General features: G+C 61.7%; 10 protein-coding genes. 7 read left to right on the forward strand and 3 right to left on the reverse strand.

Annotated features, from left to right (window positions below; translation table 11 throughout):
- Positions 1–53: 53 nt before the first annotated feature.
- Complete coding sequence (locus JHD73_RS14505; protein ID WP_199030977.1) at positions 54–344, forward strand: hypothetical protein; 291 nt, start codon at positions 54–56, stop codon at positions 342–344.
- Positions 345–387: 43 nt separating this feature from the next.
- Here JHD73_RS14505 and JHD73_RS14510 read toward each other — a convergent pair whose 3' ends face one another.
- The 3 genes from JHD73_RS14510 to JHD73_RS14520 form a co-directional block, all read right to left on the reverse strand.
- The gene (locus JHD73_RS14510) at positions 388–1554 is read right to left on the reverse strand and encodes a Gfo/Idh/MocA family protein (protein WP_199030978.1); all 1167 of its coding nucleotides are present in this window, start codon (positions 1552–1554) and stop codon (positions 388–390) included.
- A gap of 138 nt (positions 1555–1692) precedes the next feature.
- A complete protein-coding gene (locus JHD73_RS14515; protein ID WP_199030979.1) occupies positions 1693–2037 on the reverse strand; it encodes an antibiotic biosynthesis monooxygenase in 345 nt (114 codons plus the stop codon).
- A gap of 42 nt (positions 2038–2079) precedes the next feature.
- The gene (locus JHD73_RS14520) at positions 2080–3210 is read right to left on the reverse strand and encodes a cytochrome P450 (RefSeq protein ID WP_199030980.1); all 1131 of its coding nucleotides are present in this window, start codon (positions 3208–3210) and stop codon (positions 2080–2082) included.
- Positions 3211–3318: 108 nt separating this feature from the next.
- Here JHD73_RS14520 and JHD73_RS14525 point away from each other — a divergent pair, with 108 nt between their 5' ends.
- The 6 genes from JHD73_RS14525 to JHD73_RS14550 all read left to right on the forward strand — a co-directional run bounded on the left by JHD73_RS14525 (position 3319) and on the right by JHD73_RS14550 (position 17200).
- Positions 3319–4023: a helix-turn-helix transcriptional regulator gene (locus JHD73_RS14525; RefSeq protein WP_199030981.1), complete on the forward strand. Its 705-nt coding sequence runs from the start codon at positions 3319–3321 to the stop codon at positions 4021–4023.
- Between the two features lie 270 nt (positions 4024–4293).
- The gene (locus tag JHD73_RS14530) at positions 4294–6033 is read left to right on the forward strand and encodes a ShlB/FhaC/HecB family hemolysin secretion/activation protein (RefSeq protein WP_199030982.1); all 1740 of its coding nucleotides are present in this window, start codon (positions 4294–4296) and stop codon (positions 6031–6033) included.
- An 8-nt stretch (positions 6034–6041) separates the two neighbouring features.
- Positions 6042–6602 (forward strand): protein-lysine palmitoyltransferase, encoded by a 561-nt coding sequence (locus JHD73_RS14535; protein WP_199030983.1) that lies wholly within the window; start codon positions 6042–6044, stop codon positions 6600–6602.
- Positions 6599–15439: a hemagglutinin repeat-containing protein gene (locus JHD73_RS14540; protein ID WP_233176983.1), complete on the forward strand. Its 8841-nt coding sequence runs from the start codon at positions 6599–6601 to the stop codon at positions 15437–15439. The genes JHD73_RS14535 and JHD73_RS14540 overlap by 4 nt, the downstream gene beginning before the upstream one ends.
- Complete coding sequence (locus JHD73_RS14545; RefSeq protein WP_199030984.1) at positions 15436–15822, forward strand: hypothetical protein; 387 nt, start codon at positions 15436–15438, stop codon at positions 15820–15822. Before JHD73_RS14540 ends, JHD73_RS14545 begins: the two co-directional genes overlap by 4 nt.
- A 796-nt stretch (positions 15823–16618) precedes the next feature.
- Positions 16619–17200, forward strand: a complete 582-nt coding sequence (locus JHD73_RS14550) for a hypothetical protein (protein WP_233176984.1) — start codon at positions 16619–16621, stop codon at positions 17198–17200.
- Positions 17201–17666 lie beyond the last annotated feature (466 nt).

Raw genomic sequence — 17666 nt, forward strand, 5'->3', positions numbered from 1 at the left:
GCGACGCACTGTCTGACGCGTCCGGCGCGGTGCTTCTGCGAGGAGAAATGACAATGCGACGCCGAATCAAAGCGTCCTGGGTGGCGATTCTGGTATTGACCCTGCTGGGTGTCGGGTACTTGTGGATGTACCGCTTCGAGCCGCTGCTCTCCGGTGAGGCGGGCAGCGATGTGTTCGTGTGGGACCGCTGGACCCACCGCGTCTGCGCGCTGACCGACAGCGGCGCCGCCACAGAATGGCGCTGCGACAACGCCATGGAAACCGACGGCAGCGGTAACACCAATAACTCCGACGTGTCCACCCGCCTGCGCATGCGCGACGCTGTGCAGCGCATCAAGCTGTAGTCCCCTGCGCCCGCCGTTCGCTGCGGGTGCAATTCCTTCCGCTTCAACCCACGTTTGGCTCCGCCGCGTCCACCAGTTCTGGTGCCGACACGGCCGGCAGCTTGCGCACCTGCCCAGCCTCCATGCGGCCGTGGCGATGAAACTGCCCCAGGCTTTGCGGTTGCCCCGACTCCAGCGCCCGCTCGATGGCGGCCAGGATGCGCACGTCGGCCAAGCCTTCCTCGCCGTTCGGTTCCGGCTCCAGGTCGTTCAGGATGCAGTCAGAGAAGTACTGCAACTCGCCGCCAAACTGGTTGGTGGCATCGAACGCGTGTTCCTGCGTGTGGCCGTTCAGCGTGAGGCGGTGCCGCAGGCCCGAGCCAAACGTAAAACCCGGTGAGACCTCCAGATCGCCCTTGGTGCCGAGAATGCGGTATTGGTCGACCCATGTTGCGCTGTAGCTGACGGTGAACTGCGCGACGCGGTGGTCGGCAAAGCGCAGCGTCACGGCCACCGTGTCGTCAAAGTTAAAGGGCAGATCCGGGGCGCGCACGCCGACGGCCGCCACTTCCACGGGTTCCTCGCCAAACAGATTGCGCACAGCGTTGATCGGGTACACGCCCATGTCGGATACCGGCCCCGCCCAATAGCCATGGCTGGCGCGGTGGTTGGACGGCGCGATCGACTGGCTGAATACGGCCGAGAACGCGCGGATGCGGCCCAGCTTACCTGCACGCACCAGCTCAATGGCGGCCATCGTGGCCGGCTCGAAATGGAGCCGGTACGCGATCATCAGCTTGGCGTTGCCTTGGCGGGCCGCTTCGATCATGGCTTCGCAGTCGGCTTCGCTGGTGGCCATGGGTTTTTCCAGCAGGACATGGATGCCGCGTTGCAGTGCGGGCAGCGCGTACTGCCGGTGCATGTCGTTGGGCAGCGCGAGGTAGATGGCGTCGATCTCTCCACTGGTCAGCAAGTGTTCGTAGTCGGCATAGCCACAGACGTGCTTAATGCCATAGCGCCTGGCCAATGCGTTGGCCTTGGTGGCGTCGCCCGTCACCAGCGCGGTGACAACGAAGTTGCCGCTATGCGTCACGCCGGGCAGGAAGGTGGCCTGGGAAATCCACCCGGCCCCCACCACCGCGTAGCGCACTGGGTGGTGCGTTGGCTTGTGTGCGATCGGGGCGGGTGTGGCCTGCAGAGCAGGTTCGGCCTCGTGAAAAGCGGTAGACATGACAACTCCTTTGCAATCGTTGCGCGCGGAAGTGACGCGGGATGGTGCGATGCGTCATTCCGTGCCGGCTCCGCAACCAACTAGCAAAGGGGATGCCCGAGGGCGCCAGTGGGCGCCAAACGGGGGCTCGGCGGCAGGTCAGGCGTGCTCGGTACGGCTGTCAGCGGGGGCCTGTTCGCGCTCGTTCAGACCGTAGTCACGCACGACGTGTGCAATGCGCAGGCGGTAGTCGGCAAACGCGCTCTCGCGGCCGACGTGCTGTGCGCTGCGATGCTGCTCCAGGTTGCGCCAGGCCTTGATGGCCTCTTCATCGCGAAAAAACGACAGCGAGAGCAGCTTGTCAGGGTTGGTGAGGCTCTGAAAGCGTTCGACCGAGATAAAGCCGTCGATTTGTTCAAGCAACGGCTTCAGGTGCGCGGCGATGTTGAGGTAGGTATCGCGCTGGCCCGGGGCGGGCACGACTTCAAAGATGACGGCAATCATGGTGGAAGCTCCTGCAGAGAGTCGAAACGTCGAAGTGTCAGATCAGGCCTGGAAGACGGGGATACGTGCGTTGGGCGATGGCCGGTACGCGATCTCGCCCAGGTTGGCGAGCCATCGCGCAATGCCGGGCAGACGCAATAGATGTTGTACGGTTTCGCGCGCAATCACCACCGCCAGGGTCTCGGCCGGGCAACGGTGTGCGCCGCCACCGAAGGTCCAGAGGCGCGGCTGGGCGCGGTCAATGTCAAAGCGCAATGGATTGGGGTTGGCTGCGGCATCCACGTTGGCGGCAGCCAGCAGAACCAGAACGCGATCACCCGCGCGCAACGGTTGTCCAAGCAGATCGATGTCGTGGGCGACAAAGCGGCGCGTGTTCTGTACCGGCGCGTCCAGGCGCAGGACTTCTCGCACGAAGGGTTCCGTCGCCTCGGGTGCGGCACGCAGACGCTCAACTAACGCTGGATACCGCGCCAGCGTGACGATGCTGTTGCCGAGCAACCCGGCGCACGCATCATAGGTTTGCGCGAGCAGGGCGGCGAGGTTGCTGATGTCGGCATCGTCGTCGCTGGCAGCGAACGGCGAGTCGGCAAAGCGCTGCTGCAGGCGGCCGACGGCGGCGTCCGCATGTTCGACGGTCGAGGCGTTGGCGCCGGGGCCGAGCGCTGCCAGGTAGGCGGTGATGTCGCTCTGGCAGGCATTCGTGTCGGCCTGATCGGCCAGCAGCGTTTGTGCGATGGTGGCCAGCGGCACGCGGAAATGGGCATCGGTGCGCAGCGCGACGTCCAGGGCGGTTGCATCGGGCAGGGTGGCATGCGCTTGTTGATGCGCGCGGTTGGCCAGCGCGGCCACATCCAACCGGCCCAGGGCAGCCATTACCGTGGCTTTGCGTGCAGCGTGGTCTGGCCCGTCGATTTGCCGGACGAGGCGGCCAAAGAACACACCTGTTGGCGAGGCGGCCACCGCTTGGGGTACCGGTTCTCCCGCAGGGCGGACGCGGCAGGCGGCACTGTTGAGCACGGCGTCTACCGCATTGGCGCTGGCGGCTACCCACCAGCCGAGCGCGGCATCGAAGAGGAACGGCCGCGTGGCGGCAAGCGTGGCGTAGTACGGCACAGGGTCGGCGTGCACAATGGCTTGCAGCGGATCAGCGGGTGGGGCGAGGGGGATGTCCATGGTGGCAATCAACGCGATCGGGGCGCGAGGTGCAGGAGTAAGATGGCTCCCATTGTCTGGACTGGCCCCGCGCCTGTCACGCGCCAACAGTTTGGTCTGCATCGAACCATGACCGCATCTTCCCCAGCGACACAACCTGATATCGGCCGGGTGGCCGCCACCATTGGCGACCCAACCCGCATCCGCATGCTGCTGCTGTTGATGGAGGGCCGCTCGCTCACAGCCAAGGAGCTGGCCTATGGCGCCGGCGTGGAGCCCGCGACCGCCAGCGCGCACCTGCGCCGGTTGGAGGCGGATGCGCTGATCACTTCGTTGGCCAGCGGGCGCTACAAGTACTTCGGGCTGCGCTCGCCAGCGGTGGCAGAGATGATCGAATCGCTGATGGTGGTTGCGCCAGAAAAGCCCGCAGACCCGCGCCGTTCGACCGTGCCTGAAAACCTGCGTGCGGCACGGCTGTGCTACGACCATCTGGCCGGGCGGCTTGGCACGGAGGTGTCAGAGAAGCTGCTGACGCGCGGCTGGCTCGAACAGCTTGATGAAGCGCATGCCGCCTACGACGTTACGTCCGAAGGCAAGCGTGCCTTTGCCGCCATCGGTGTCGACGTGGCGGCCTTGCGCGGCGGGCGCCGCCGTTTTGCTTACGGCTGCATGGATTGGAGTGAGCGCCGCCCGCATCTGGCCGGTGCGCTCGGGGCGGCCGTGGCGGAGCGTTGTATTGCGCTGGGCTGGCTTGCGCGGCAGAAGCACTCCCGCGCGTTGGAGATGACCGAACTCGGGCAGCGTCAATTGCACACATGGCTTACGATTGCCTGAGTTTTAAAATGTCTTTTTAATGAGACTTGAATTAAGTCGAATTCACGATTCAAAAAATCTACATAGTCACGTGATATAGGCGCCGCTAGAATCGCGCCCCAAAGCGCTGCTGTGTCTACAAGGGGTGGCACAGCACGACCGGTCGAATCGCCGCTCCGGTACGAGACGCTTCTCTATTCAAATCAAAACAAGAATCGCTGCAGGAGCCACGTGGCCGTATAGGTCACGAGGGCGTCGTATGCCCGCGTGCGGCGAAAAAGGAATCGTGTCATGGGAAGGGGAAGTCTGGTTTGCCTGCGCTGGGGGCGCGGCAAACGTTTCGCATGGGTCGGCGCTTGGGCGCTTCCGATGTCGATGGCGCTCGCGCAAACACCGCCGTCCGAAAGCGCTGCGCAGGAGTTGCTGCGCCAGCAGGAGCGCGAACGCATTCTGCGCCAGCATCAGGAAGCCAAACCGGACGTGCGTCTGGAGCAGCCGGCCGCCGTTGAGGAAACTCGCCTGCTGACCGACGAATCGCCATGCTTCCGCATCGAGCGGATCACACTAACGGGCGATGCAGCCGAGCGTTTCCAGTGGGCGCTGAACGCGGCTGATCCATCGGATGATCCGGCCACGGGCCGTTGCCTTGGCACTGCCGGCATCAATCTCACGATGAAGCGCGTGCAGAACGCCATTGTTGCGCGCGGCTACGTGACCACACGCGTACTGGCGGCACCGCAGGATCTCAAGCAGGGCACGCTGGCGCTCACCGTCATTCCGGGGCGTATCCGCGCCATCCGCTTTACCGAGGACAGCAGCCCTCGCGCCACCAAGTGGAACGCCGTGCCGGCTGCGCCTGGCGACATCCTGAACCTGCGCGATATCGAGCAGGGCTTGGAGAACTTCAAGCGCGTACCTACCGCCGATGCCGACATCCAGATCGCTCCGGCCGAAGGCCCCGACGCCAAGCCCGGCGAGAGCGATCTCGTGATCGACTGGAAGCAGGGCTTGCCGTTTCGCCTGAGTGTGTCTGCCGACGACTCGGGTAGCAAGTACACCGGCAAGTACCAGGGCAGCGTGACTGTGTCGTATGACAACTGGTGGACGCTCAATGATTTGTTCTATGTCAGCGTCAACCACGACCTGGGCGGTGGCTACAGTGGCAGCAAGGGCACGCGCGGCTACACCGTCCACTACGAAGTGCCGTACGACTACTGGCTGCTCGGTTTCACCACCAGCAGCTACGACTACTACCAGTCGGTCGCAGGCGCCAATCAAACCTACCTCTACAGCGGCACCAGCGAGAACAGCGAAATCCGCCTCTCGCGCCTGTTCTATCGTGACGCCGTACGCAAGACCAGCGCCTATGTACGGGGGTGGCTGCGAAGCTCCAGCAACGCCATCGATGACACCGAGGTGCTGGTGCAGCGCCGTCGCATGGCCGGCTGGGAACTCGGCCTGAATCATCGCGAATTCATCGGGGGCGCCACGTTAGATGCCAACGTGGCGTATCGGAAGGGCACGGGGATGCTGTCGTCGCTGCCCGCGCCGGAAGAGGCGTTTGACGAGGGCACCTCGCGGCCATCGATCATCACCGCCGACGTGCAACTCACGGTGCCATTCTCGCTGGCTTCGCAGCGCCTACGCTACACGACCGCGTGGCGTGGCCAGTGGAACCGCACACCGCTGGTGCCGCAGGATCGCTTCTCAATAGGCGGCCGCTATACCGTGCGCGGTTTCGATGGTGAGAACACGCTGATCGGCGATCGTGGCTGGCTGATACGCAACGACCTAGGCCTGACGCTGGGCAACACCGGCCAGGAGGTCTATGTCGGCTTCGACTATGGCGAGGTGGGCGGGCAATCTGCGCGCTTCCTGATCGGTCAGCACCTGGCGGGTGCCGTGATTGGCCTGCGCGGTGGTTACAAGGGCCTGTTCTGGGACCTCTTTGTTGGCACACCGATCTCCAAGCCTGAGGGTTTCCGCGCCGGTAGTACGGCAGCCGGCTTCAACGTGAGCTGGTCGTACTAGGAGCGCCCATGCGATTCGATTCTCTCGAAGTGATCGCCCCTGGGTTGCTGGATGCGTCATGCAATGAGGCGGAGGCCCTGGGCTCCGCTGTCTGGCTGTGGATGCACTCCGCCGAACATCGCGACATGCCGCTGCATGCGCTGTCGGTACTGCTGCTGCCGGCCATCAAACGCCGTCAGTTCATCTTGGCAAGCGAAGGCGGCAAGCCCGTGTTTTTCCTGACATGGGCCATGTTGAGCCCGGAGGCCGAACGGCGCTATCTGGCTAATCCCCCGCTCACCATGCCTGAATCCGATTGGACCAGCGGCGAGCGAATGTGGATCCTCGACTGGGTTGCGCCGTTCGGGCATACGCGTACGGCACGGCATCTGGTCGGGCGGCTCTTTGCAACACGCTGCTTCCGTTCGCTCTACCACCGAGGCAACACGCGCGGCTTGCGCGTGAAGGACTTCCACGGCATCGGCGTGATGGCCGAGGAAGCGCATGCCTGGTCCCAACTCAATCCCCCTTTGTTGCCCACAGCCGCTGCGGCTGCTGGCGCCTCGCATTTCCCGGAAAGCCAACAATGAACAAACACCTGTACCGGATCGTCTTCAACAAGACCCGCGGCCTGCTGATGGTCGTGGCGGAAACCGTCGCTAGCGACGGCAAGCAGGCTGGCACAAGCGATGCACCGAGTGCGCACAGCGTGATCGCGCGCGTGCGGCCCTTGTGTTTCTCGATCCTTCTGGTGCTCGGTTTGGTTGGGACGGCGGCCAACGCGCAGATCGTTGCCGACCCAGGTGCGCCGCGCAATCAGCAGCCCACAGTGCTGAACGCCGCCAACGGTGTGCCGCTGGTCAACATTCAGACGCCCAGCGCGGCCGGTGTGTCGCGCAACACGTACGGCCAGTTCGACGTCAACCGGCAGGGGGCTATCCTCAACAACGCGCGCAACAGCACGCAGACGCAACTGGGCGGCTATGTGCAGGGCAACCCGTGGCTGGCCAACGGTACCGCGCGTGTGATTCTGAACGAGGTCAACTCCAGCAACCCGAGTCAGCTGCGCGGCTACGTGGAAGTGGCGGGTGACCGCGCACAGGTAGTGATTGCCAACCCGGCGGGCATCAGCTGTGATGGCTGCGGTTTCATCAACTCCAACCGCGTCACGCTCACCACTGGCACGCCGATTCTCAACGGCGGCAGCCTCGACGGTTATCGCGTGCAGAACGGCGCTATCAGCATTACTGGCGGCGGTCTGGACACCAGCCGTGCGGATTACACGGACATCATCGCGCGCTCGGTGCAGGTCAACGTAGGCATCTGGGCGAATACGCTCAAGGTGAGCGCAGGCGCCAACGAAGTCAGCGCCGACCATACCCAGACCACGGCGATCGCGGCCACGGGGCCGGCGCCGTCCTATGGTATCGACGTCGCGGCCTTGGGAGGCATGTACGCAGGCAAGATCACGCTGGTCGGTACGGAATCCGGCGTGGGCGTGCGCAACGCGGGGCAAATCGGCGCGTCCGCTGGCGACGTGACCGTCACGGCAGATGGCCGACTGGAGAACAGTGGTCGCATCACGGCCAGCGCAGGTGTGCGCGCGGACACCAATGGTGGGCTCGCCAACAGTGGCACGTTATACGCCCAAGGTGATACGCAGTTGAGCACGCGTGGCAACGTCGACAACACGGGCACGATTGCGGCGCAAGGCAATACGATCATCGCCGCCACGGGCGCTAACAGCACCGTCAACAGCCACACGGGGTCATTGATCGGTGCAGGCGTGCAGGGCGACGGCACGCTTGGTGGCAGCGGCAGCGTTCAGGTGAACGCTACGGGTCAACTCACATCGCAGGGGCAAAATCTTGCCAGCGGTGATCTCTCGCTGACGGGCGCGGGCGTGAACGTGGCTGGAAGCCAGACTTCCGCGCGAAACGTTTCGCTGTCAGCCAGCGGTGGCGATGTCGATGCGAGCCGTGCCACGCTTTCGGCAACGCAGACACTCAGTGCCAACGCGAGCGGCACCTTGCGCACGGACAGTGCGAGCGCATCGGCCGACCGGCTGATGCTCGCGGCGCACGATCTCTCCAATACGCAGGGCCAGCTCGTGCAGACCGGTACTTCGGATCTGTCGATTCAACTGCCCGGCCAACTCGACAATACCGGTGGGCGCATTGCAACGAACAGCGCCAATCTATCGGTCGGTGCGCAAACGCTGCAGAACACCGACGGGCGCATCGAGCACGCCGGTACCGGTACTTTGGCGATCAACGCGACGGCCCTGAATGGTGCACAAGGCCTGATCGGCACAAATGGCGCGTTGCAGCTGACAGCGCAATCCGCCACGCTCGATGGCGGGCAGACCTCTGGCGACATCGTCAAGATTCAGACCGGTGCGCTATCGAACCGAGGGGGGCAAATCACGCAGACCGGCACAGGCGGTGCGTCGATTCAGGCAACCACTTCTCTCGACAACACGGGCGGGCGGATTGTGGCCAACGGCACAAACCTCTCGGTGGATGCGTCGATGCTGACTAACACCGACGGCCGGATTACCCATGCCGGAACCGGCGCGCTAGCGATCCATGCGAGCGCTGTCGACGGCGCACGTGGCGTTATCGAGGGCAATGGCGCGCTCACGTTGAACGCACAGTCCGTCACGCTCGATGGCGGACAGACTACGGCTGCCAACCTGACAATTGACGCGACCACGCTGTCGAACCGTTCGGGCCAGATCTTGCAGACCGGTACGGGTGCTACGTCCATTCAGGCAAGCCAGCGCTTCGATAACACTAGAGGGCGCCTCGCGACGAACGGGACGGACCTGACGCTCGGGACGGCGACACTGACCAATGTGGATGGCCACATCGAGCACGCAGGCAACGGCGTGCTGTCTATCACTACGACCACGATCGATGGCGCGCGCGGGTCGATTGCCAGCAACGGCACGCTGGCGTTGCATGCCCAGACGGCGACGCTCGATAGCGGGCAGACTACTGCCGCCAACCTGCAGATCGATACGGCGACGCTGTCCAATCGTAGCGGCCAGTTGCTGCAAACCGGCACGGGCGCTGCGTCGGTACGGGCTACCAGCCGCCTGGACAACACCGGGGGAGCGCTGGCCAGCAATGGCGACACGACTATCGCGGCGGGCGATCTAGTGAATCAAGGCGGGACCCTGCAGGCTGCCGGTACGTCGACGCTGACCGTGAATGCTACCGGTCAGGTGGATAACAGCGCGCAAGGCAAGATCGGCGCCGGCGGAGGCGCCTCGGTGAAGGCCGCGTCGCTGTCGAACGGGGGCGGCACGCTCACGGCTGGAGACACATTGCGCGTGCAGACCTCCGGCGCTGTCGATAACACGCAGGGCGTACTGGCAGCCAACCGCGATGTCACCGTGGCCGGTGCAACCCTGACCAATGCGAGCGGGCGTATCGGCTCCGTCCAGGGCAACACCAGCGTGACGGCCGCGAGTGGCGCCATCAACAACGCTGCTGGGCGTGTTGAAGCTGCTCAAACGGTCACGTTGTCAGCCAACGGCCTTGGCAATTCGGATGGCGTAGTGTCAGGCCAGGACGTCCATATCGACACGCACAGCCAGTCGCTCGACAACACACGCGGCACGGTGGCTGCGCGCGCTGCACTCGACGTGCAGAGCGGTCAACTGACCAACGACGCAGGTACGTTGCAAGCAACCGGTGCACTCACTGTCAACACGCATGGTCAGTCGCTCATCAACCGGAATTCCGGAACGACGGCGGGCATTCTGGGTCAGGATGCAGTGACGCTGCGTACGGGCGACCTGAATAACAACACGGGCTTCATTGGCGCCAAGGGGGATCTTACGGCCAACGCCGCACAGATCACCAACACACAGGGCGGTCAGATCAGCGGCGAGAAGGCGGTAACCCTCACGGGTACTGGTCTGGACAATCGTGGCGGCAACGTGCAAGCCATGGGCAACGTCTCTGCCGATGTGGGCGCCGGTAGTATCGACAACGGTGGCGGTTTGGTGCGCTCGGGCGCGACGGTTGATCTGCGCGCCGGCAATGTGACCAACACCAGCACACAAGGCGCCAACCAAGGGTTGGAAGGTCAGAATGTTTCGCTGACGGCCGATCAGATCAACAACCAGGGTGGTGCAATCCGTGCGGATCAAACGCTGACGCTCACGGGCTCCGGATCGCTCAACAATACGCAGGGCCTGATCTCCTCGGGCCAGAACGTGGTGGTGCAGGACCGCAACACGGCGGCCAAAACCCAGAGCGTTACCAATACGGCCGGCACCCTTATCGCCGGCAAGTCGCTGGGCGTGAACAGTGCGAACCTGTCGGGCGATGGGCGCGTGCTTTCGCAAGGTGATCTGAGTTTGAACCTCACCGGTGATTTCACCAACACCGGAGAAGTGCAGGCCAATGGCAACGTGACGCTGCAAACCAACGGCCGGCTGACCAACCAGTCGACGGTCAAGGCGGGCAACACAGTGAGCGTTTCGGCGGGCAATGTCGATAACACCGCCACTGGCGAGATCAGCGCCAACACCACCAATATCAACGCCGCAGACACGCTGACCAACCGCGGCCTGATCGATGGCGGCAACACGAACATCAATGCCGGCACGGTCAACAACCTGGGTACTGGCCGCATCTACGGCGACCATGTGGCGATCCAGGCTGGCACCGTCAACAACGACGTCGAAAACGGTACAGCCGCGACAATTGCCGCGCGCAACCGCTTGGATATTGGGGCCCAGACCATTACCAACCGCGAGCACGCACTGATCTTCAGCGGCGGTGACATGGCGATTGGCGGGGCGTTGGATGCAAGTCGGCTGGCGACCGGTTCGGCGGTCATCGTCAACAACAATAGCGCGTCGATCGAGGCGCTGGGCAACTTGGCACTCGCAGCCAACCGGGTCAACAACACCAACGAGCACTTTAGTACTGGAGTGCAGCAAAGCGGGCCGCAGCACATCATCGAGTATCAGGGATCGGGCTCGGCCAACCGTTACAAGCCGGGCGATCCTGACGTCTATATCTACAACGACGAGTCGGACCATCTGCATACGCCGGAAGGCAACTACGAGAGCTGGTCGAAGTACGAGTACGACCGTACGACCACGACGCCCGTCGTTACCGGCTCGGACCCGGGCAAGATCACCGCAAGCGGTGCAATGCGCATCGATGCGGGCACGGTGCTCAACGACAAGAGCCAGATCATGGCGGGCGGCACGCTCACGGGCAATATCGGCAATCTGCAGAACACTGAAGTGGCAGGCCAGCAGACCGTGACCGATGCCGGTACGGTGACGTCGTACTGGCGCCACCAGAAGAAGGGGCGTGACGACACGGGTTCAAGCAGCGCGGCCTACACGCCGCCCGATGTGATCTCGGACATCAAGCTGGCGCCCACGGTCTACAAGGACAACACCGCGCCTGGTGGCAGCGGCACACAGGTCGGGGTACTCGCTGTTGGCAGTGTGACACAGGGTGCGCAAAGCGCTGCTGTCGCGCAGGTGTCGATTGGCGCGGGTCGTAGTGTGGGCTCGGGGACAACGGGCGTTCAAGGGCCGGGCAGCGTTGCCGCGCAGCCTGTGGGAGCGATTACCGAGGTGCCAGCGCAGACCACTGCGGGCGGTCAACCGCTGGTCGTGCGCACGGGCGGGGTCAATACCACGATCCCGAATAACAGCCTGTTTCACGTCAACCCGAATCCGACCGGTAACTACCTGATCGAAACCGATCCGCGCTTTGCCAACTACCGCACGTGGCTGTCGTCGGATTACATGCTGTCGCAATTGAGCATAGACCCTGCCGCTACGCAAAAGCGCCTGGGCGATGGCTTCTACGAGCAAAAGTTGATCCGTGAGCAGGTGGCTCAGTTAACTGGGCGCCGCTTCCTCGACGGGTACTCGACGGACGAGGCACAGTACCGTGCACTGATCGACAACGGCGTCACCTATGCCAAGGAATGGGGCCTGCGCCCTGGTGTGGCGCTGACTGCCGCCCAGATGGCCCAACTGACCAGCGATATCGTGTGGCTGGTGGAGAAGGACGTCACGTTGCCGAATGGTCAAACCACCAAGGCGCTGGTGCCGCAGGTGTACGTCCATGTGAAGCCAGGCGACCTGGACGGTTCGGGCGCGCTGATCAGCGGCCAGAGCATGGCGCTGAACCTGTCGGGCGACATGGTCAATCAGGGCAGTATCGCGGGCCGCGATGTAGTGTCGATCACGGCCGAGAACGTCAAGAACCTCGGTGGCCGCATCACCGGCGGCGACGTTGCCGTGCGCGCGCGTACCGACCTGGACAACCTTGGGGGCATCATCGACGGCAACAACAGTCTGAGTGCCACTGCCGGGCGTGATCTGAATGTCACGACCACCACGCGCAGCAACGGCAACACGCAGGGCAGCGTGACCAATGTCAGCCGAATCGCCGGCCTGTACGTGACCGCGCCTTCCGGCGGGGTACTGGTGGCTTCCGCCGGGCGCGATCTGAACCTGACGGGTGCGCAGATCGGCAACGCCAGCACGGGTGGGCAAACCATTGTCGCTGCCGCACGTGATCTCAACCTGAATACGGTCGAGACGTCGAACTCGCAGTCCATCAAGTGGGACAACAACAACTGGCGCAAGGACAGCACGCGCCAGGAGATCGGCTCGTCCATCCAGACTCGTGGTGATCTGCGTCTGTCCGCGGGTAACGATTTGAATGCGCGCGGTGCTTCGGTGACGAGCGATCAGGGCGCGCTGGTGGCGACGGCTGGCAACAACGTCAACCTGACGGTGGCCGAGACCACGCGCAATGTAGACGAGGCCCACCAGCACAAGGGGAGCAGCAGCTTGTTCTCCAAGAAGACGATTACGACGCGGGATACGTTGTCGGAGACGACCACGCAGGGCACAACGTTCTCTGGCAATACGACTTACGTGCAGGCTGGGAACGACATCAACGTGCGCGGTAGTAATGTCGTCTCCACAGACGGCACCACGCTGATCGCCAAGCACGACGTCAATATCGAGGCGGCGAGCGACTCCACCACGGAGCGTCATTTCCGCGAAGAGAAGAAGACGGGCCTGTTCGGTAGTGGTGGCATCGGTTTCACGATTGGTACGCAGCAGCAGAGCCAGGACAATCAGGATGCACGCACGTCGGCTGCCGCATCGACGGTTGGGTCGACCAACGGCAACGTGGCGATTGGGGCGGGTAACAGCTACAGGCAGGTGGGCAGCAATGTAGTGGCGCCGCAAGGCGACATCACCATCCAGGCCAAGAAGGTGGACATCCTGGAGGCGCAGGAGACCAGTCACAGCACGCAGGAGACCCAGTTCAAGCAGTCGGGCCTGACGGTGGCGGTAACTGCCCCTGTGATTGCTGCAATCCAGACTGCGCAGCAGATGAAGAGCGCCGCAGGTGAGACCGGTGATGCTCGCATGAAGGTGTTGGCTGGCGCCACCACGGCCCTTGCAGCCAAGAACGCCGCCGACGCGGTGGCATCAGATCCGAAGTCGGGTGGTGGTGTGAGCGTGTCGATCACGGTGGGCGGCTCCAAGAGCCAGAGCAAGACGACGCAAGACACCTCCACGGCTGCAGGCTCGAAGGTGGCCGCGGGCGGCAACGTCAATATCCAGGCGACCGGAGCTGGCCAGGACTCAACACTCACCGTGCAAGGCAGTGACATCAAGGGCGGCGGCGATGTCACGCTGAAGGCCGACGGCGACATCAATCTGTTGGCTGCGAAGAACACCAGCGACATGCAGCGCTCGTCCAGCAGCATGAGCGGCGGGGTCGGGGTGGCGATCAGCCTGAACTCCAATGGTGCGGCCTTCGGTGTGACCGCCAACGCCAGTGGCTCGCGCGGCAAGGGCGATGGTTCGGACGTAAGTTGGACCAACACGCACGTGTCGGCCGGCAATACGCTTACGCTGGAGTCGGGCGGCAATACCAATCTGCGCGGTGCGGTGGCCAACGGCAAGCAGGTCATCGCGAATGTGGGTGGTGACCTCAATATCGAAAGCCTGCAGGACACCAGCAAGTACCACACCAAAGACCAGAGCCTGGGCGGCAGCGTCACGGTCGGAATGGGCTTTTCGGGTAGCGCGAACTACAGCCAGCAGAAGATTGACAGCGACTTTGCCAGCGTGACAGAGCAGTCGGGCATCAAGGCGGGCGACAAGGGCTTCCAGGTCAACGTGCGGGGTAATACCGATCTCAAGGGCGCGGTCATTGCCAGCACGGACAAGGCTGTGCAGGATGGTGTCAATAGTTTCACCACCGCCACACTCACGCAGAGCGAGATTCAGAACCACGCCGACTACAGCGCGAGCAGCATCGGCATGTCGCTCAGCGGCGGCAAGGACGTCAAGGGTGGCCGCATCTCTCCAACCGGCGCGGGTGTGGGCCAGGACAGTGGCAGCGCGAGCAGCACAACGACATCCGGCATCTCCGGCATTGCGGGCAACACCGCGGTGCGCACCGGAGACGCGGAAACCGGTATCGCCAAGATATTTGATGCCGACAAGGTGCAAAGGGAGATCAACGCCCAGATGCAGATCACTCAGGCCTTCAGCCAGCAGGCGGGCCTGGCGGTCAGCAACTATGTTGAGAAGAACCGCAGCGAACTGGTCGCGCAGATGAAGAAGGCCACCACGGAGGAAGAACGCAGCGCCGTGCAAGCCAAGCTCGATGATCTCAAGCTGCAAGAGCGCGTCATGAACGTCCTTATAGGCGCGGTCACTGGCGCGGGGACTGCCGCGGTTACCAAAGAAGCGCTTTCCACTGCCGCCGATGAGATGCGTACGCTGATGATCAAGGACTCCGCCAAATTTGCGGGTGTGACGGATGGCACGACGACTTACGACAATTTGTCGGCGGAGAGTGCTGGCGTGCGTGGGGATGGCAAAAAGGTTGGCGGGACGCGGTGGGATTTGGACCAACTATGTGGGACGGACAATGCTCGATGCAAGGTGTTGCGAGACACAAGCGATCAACCGATTTTGGACACCAACGGCAAGACACAACTGGCGCTCAACGAAAAGGGGCAGGTGCAGTTTGATCCGATCGCAGCCAAGATGACACTGGATTCATTCTTGCAAACTGATGAAGGCAAGAAACTCGCGGGGGCGACGGGTGGTATTCAAGGTGTTAAGGGCACACTGTTTGGCGTTCCGTACGATGCTGGAAGCTGGCAAGACAAACTAATTGAATCGTTCGCGGGTACGCACGACCTTATTGGCGGCAAGCTGAGTGGCTTGTATGACGACCAAGGCAATGCGAAGCGCGGGCGAACTGATGCCGAGAAAATGTTCCACGAAACGTGGACGATGGTGGCGATTCCTATTTCAGCGCCGTTTGCCATGGCAGAACAGTTGCCGTCACCTGTATGGGACGCGATTTCAATCCTACTTAGGGCAGCAAAATGAAAAATCAAAAAATCGCCATTTATATTCTATTCGCCTCTGCCTCATTATCCGGTTGTGGTATTGGCGGTTTCTGGATGAATGGTGACCCGTCCGCTGGAAAAAATATTAAACCTTACATAGAGAAGTGGGATAAACCTGGCGTGACCTCGGACGCGCGAGATCAAGATTCTGCTCGTTGCGGTGGTGGAAGTGGAAGCCACGCTCCAGGATTTAGCCAAGCAAGAATCAATGAGGAAAAGCGACCAGGAGAAAATGAGAATTCGGCGTATGCTCGGCTTTTCTACGGTTGGGAGCGTTGCATGATAAAAAAAGGATACCGCTTTACGGGAGAATGCTATGACAACGATATCTCCAGAGCCTCGCCTGCATGTGGTGCACATTGATCGTATAGAACGGGTCCCCATGAGGCCAGAGTCTGGCAAGACAAACGGATCGAACTGTTCGCCGGTATACACATTTGATTGGCGGCAAGCTCAGTGGTTTGTATGAGGGCCAAGGTAATGCGACGTGAGGGCGTCCCGCCAGAGAACAAGATACATGAGTGCTACTGGTGCGATTGTGGTTTCAGTCCGCTCTTGACGACAGGATGCCTGCCGCCTTCGGCATGGAATACAATCTAAGTTTCGTTGCGGGGTGAAAAATATAATCACAAAAAACATACGAAATAGTGGCTGCCATCGCTCTTCCTTCTGGCTTCCCCCATTGGCAATGGAAGCATGTGTGGCCCAAAAAATCCTGCGGCCTATTGTGAAAAGAAGATTCTGAAGCATTGATGCATACCAAGCCATACATTGAGGAATGGAATAAATCTGATGGGGCATCAAATTTGAGTGATCAAGACTCCAGGGATTGCGGTGGCGGTTACGGAAAATACGCGCCAGGTTTAAGTCAAGAAAAATAAAGGCCGCACAGCGCGCGGGAGAAAAGGACAACGTCACATATTCCCGATTGCATGAAGAATGGCAACGCTGCATGCTAAAAAAGGGCTATCGGTATACCGGAAAGTGCCACAGCCAATCGTCACCGGGGTGCGGGGCTCCTTAACCACACCGATCTGAAGGGCACATCTAGCAGCATGAGCGGCGGAGGCGGCGTGGCGATCGTAGTCGTCATATGATTGGGGCGATGTTCTGTGGTGCGCAGAGCTCCGTGAGAACGTGACAACGTTTGGTTTGGTGTTTGGATAAACCGATTTCAATCATGCGAAGAATTGTTTTTGCTGCACTGCTGCTGTCGGCAGCCCTTAGTCACGCAGCTGAGTTTCGTGCGCCGGAGACCTTGAGTTGGAATGGCAAGGTCTACACGCTGGTCTATAAGAGGGAGAACTTGTCCGATGGTCGTAGGCTCTACGAGTACACGACAAACGGTGAGTCGGTCGACGCGTGGACAACGTTGCTGACCTTCAACTATGCCCGTGGTGTCGTGGCGGATCCGATGGAATGGCTTGTCGCAACCAAGAATTCGTTGGATCGTACGACGCCACGACCGCATTACAAGCTCTCCAAAGAAGGGCAGAGCGGTCTTGCGAGCATCATCTACGAACCCACTGTCAGGGAGCCAACGTATGAGTCCGACGTGCATCGTTCGTATCACGTTGCCGCATGCGGGGGGTTAGTGATTTATCAAGTGGCGGTGAAGTATGCCCCCGCAGGAGATGTGTCCCCTCAGGCCAAGTTTGCCGAGTTGGATCGGATTGCCACTGAGAATGGCCGGATGGCGGAAACCATCAAGAAATCCGATTGGACGCCGAGGTGCGACTGAGCATGAATGTCTGACTGGGGCATTGCTTTCATCGCACGCCGACTTGCAATCCGTACAGTTCAATAGGGTTCTGTCAGAAAATCCGCAACAAAAGACCCCGCAGAGCCAGGCCCAGCGGGGTTTCATTGCCCGGCATCGAAGACGTTTAAGTGCGAGATTGGGTGGAACTGACGGGAGTCGAACCCGCGTCCACAAGCCCTCCGCAGAGCGTTCTACACACTTAGTTCTGTCACTTGATTTGGTAATTCCTACCCAAACCGGACCAAAATGGGTTGAATTTCGAGGGTAGGGGTTGCCTGCAGAAGCTTGCGCAGTAAGGGTTTCAAGTCCTCGTCACGGTGGGCTGCTGCCGGTTTCATGGACACCTTGTTAAGGTGGAAAATGAAACTGGAGGTGGTTTATGGGAACGAGGCGGCAATTTAGCCGGGAGTTCAAGCTTGAGGCCGTGAGGCTGGTCAAAGAGCGA

The sequence above is a fragment of the Ralstonia sp. ASV6 genome (assembly GCF_016429285.1).
GTDB lineage: Bacteria > Pseudomonadota > Gammaproteobacteria > Burkholderiales > Burkholderiaceae > Ralstonia > Ralstonia flaminis.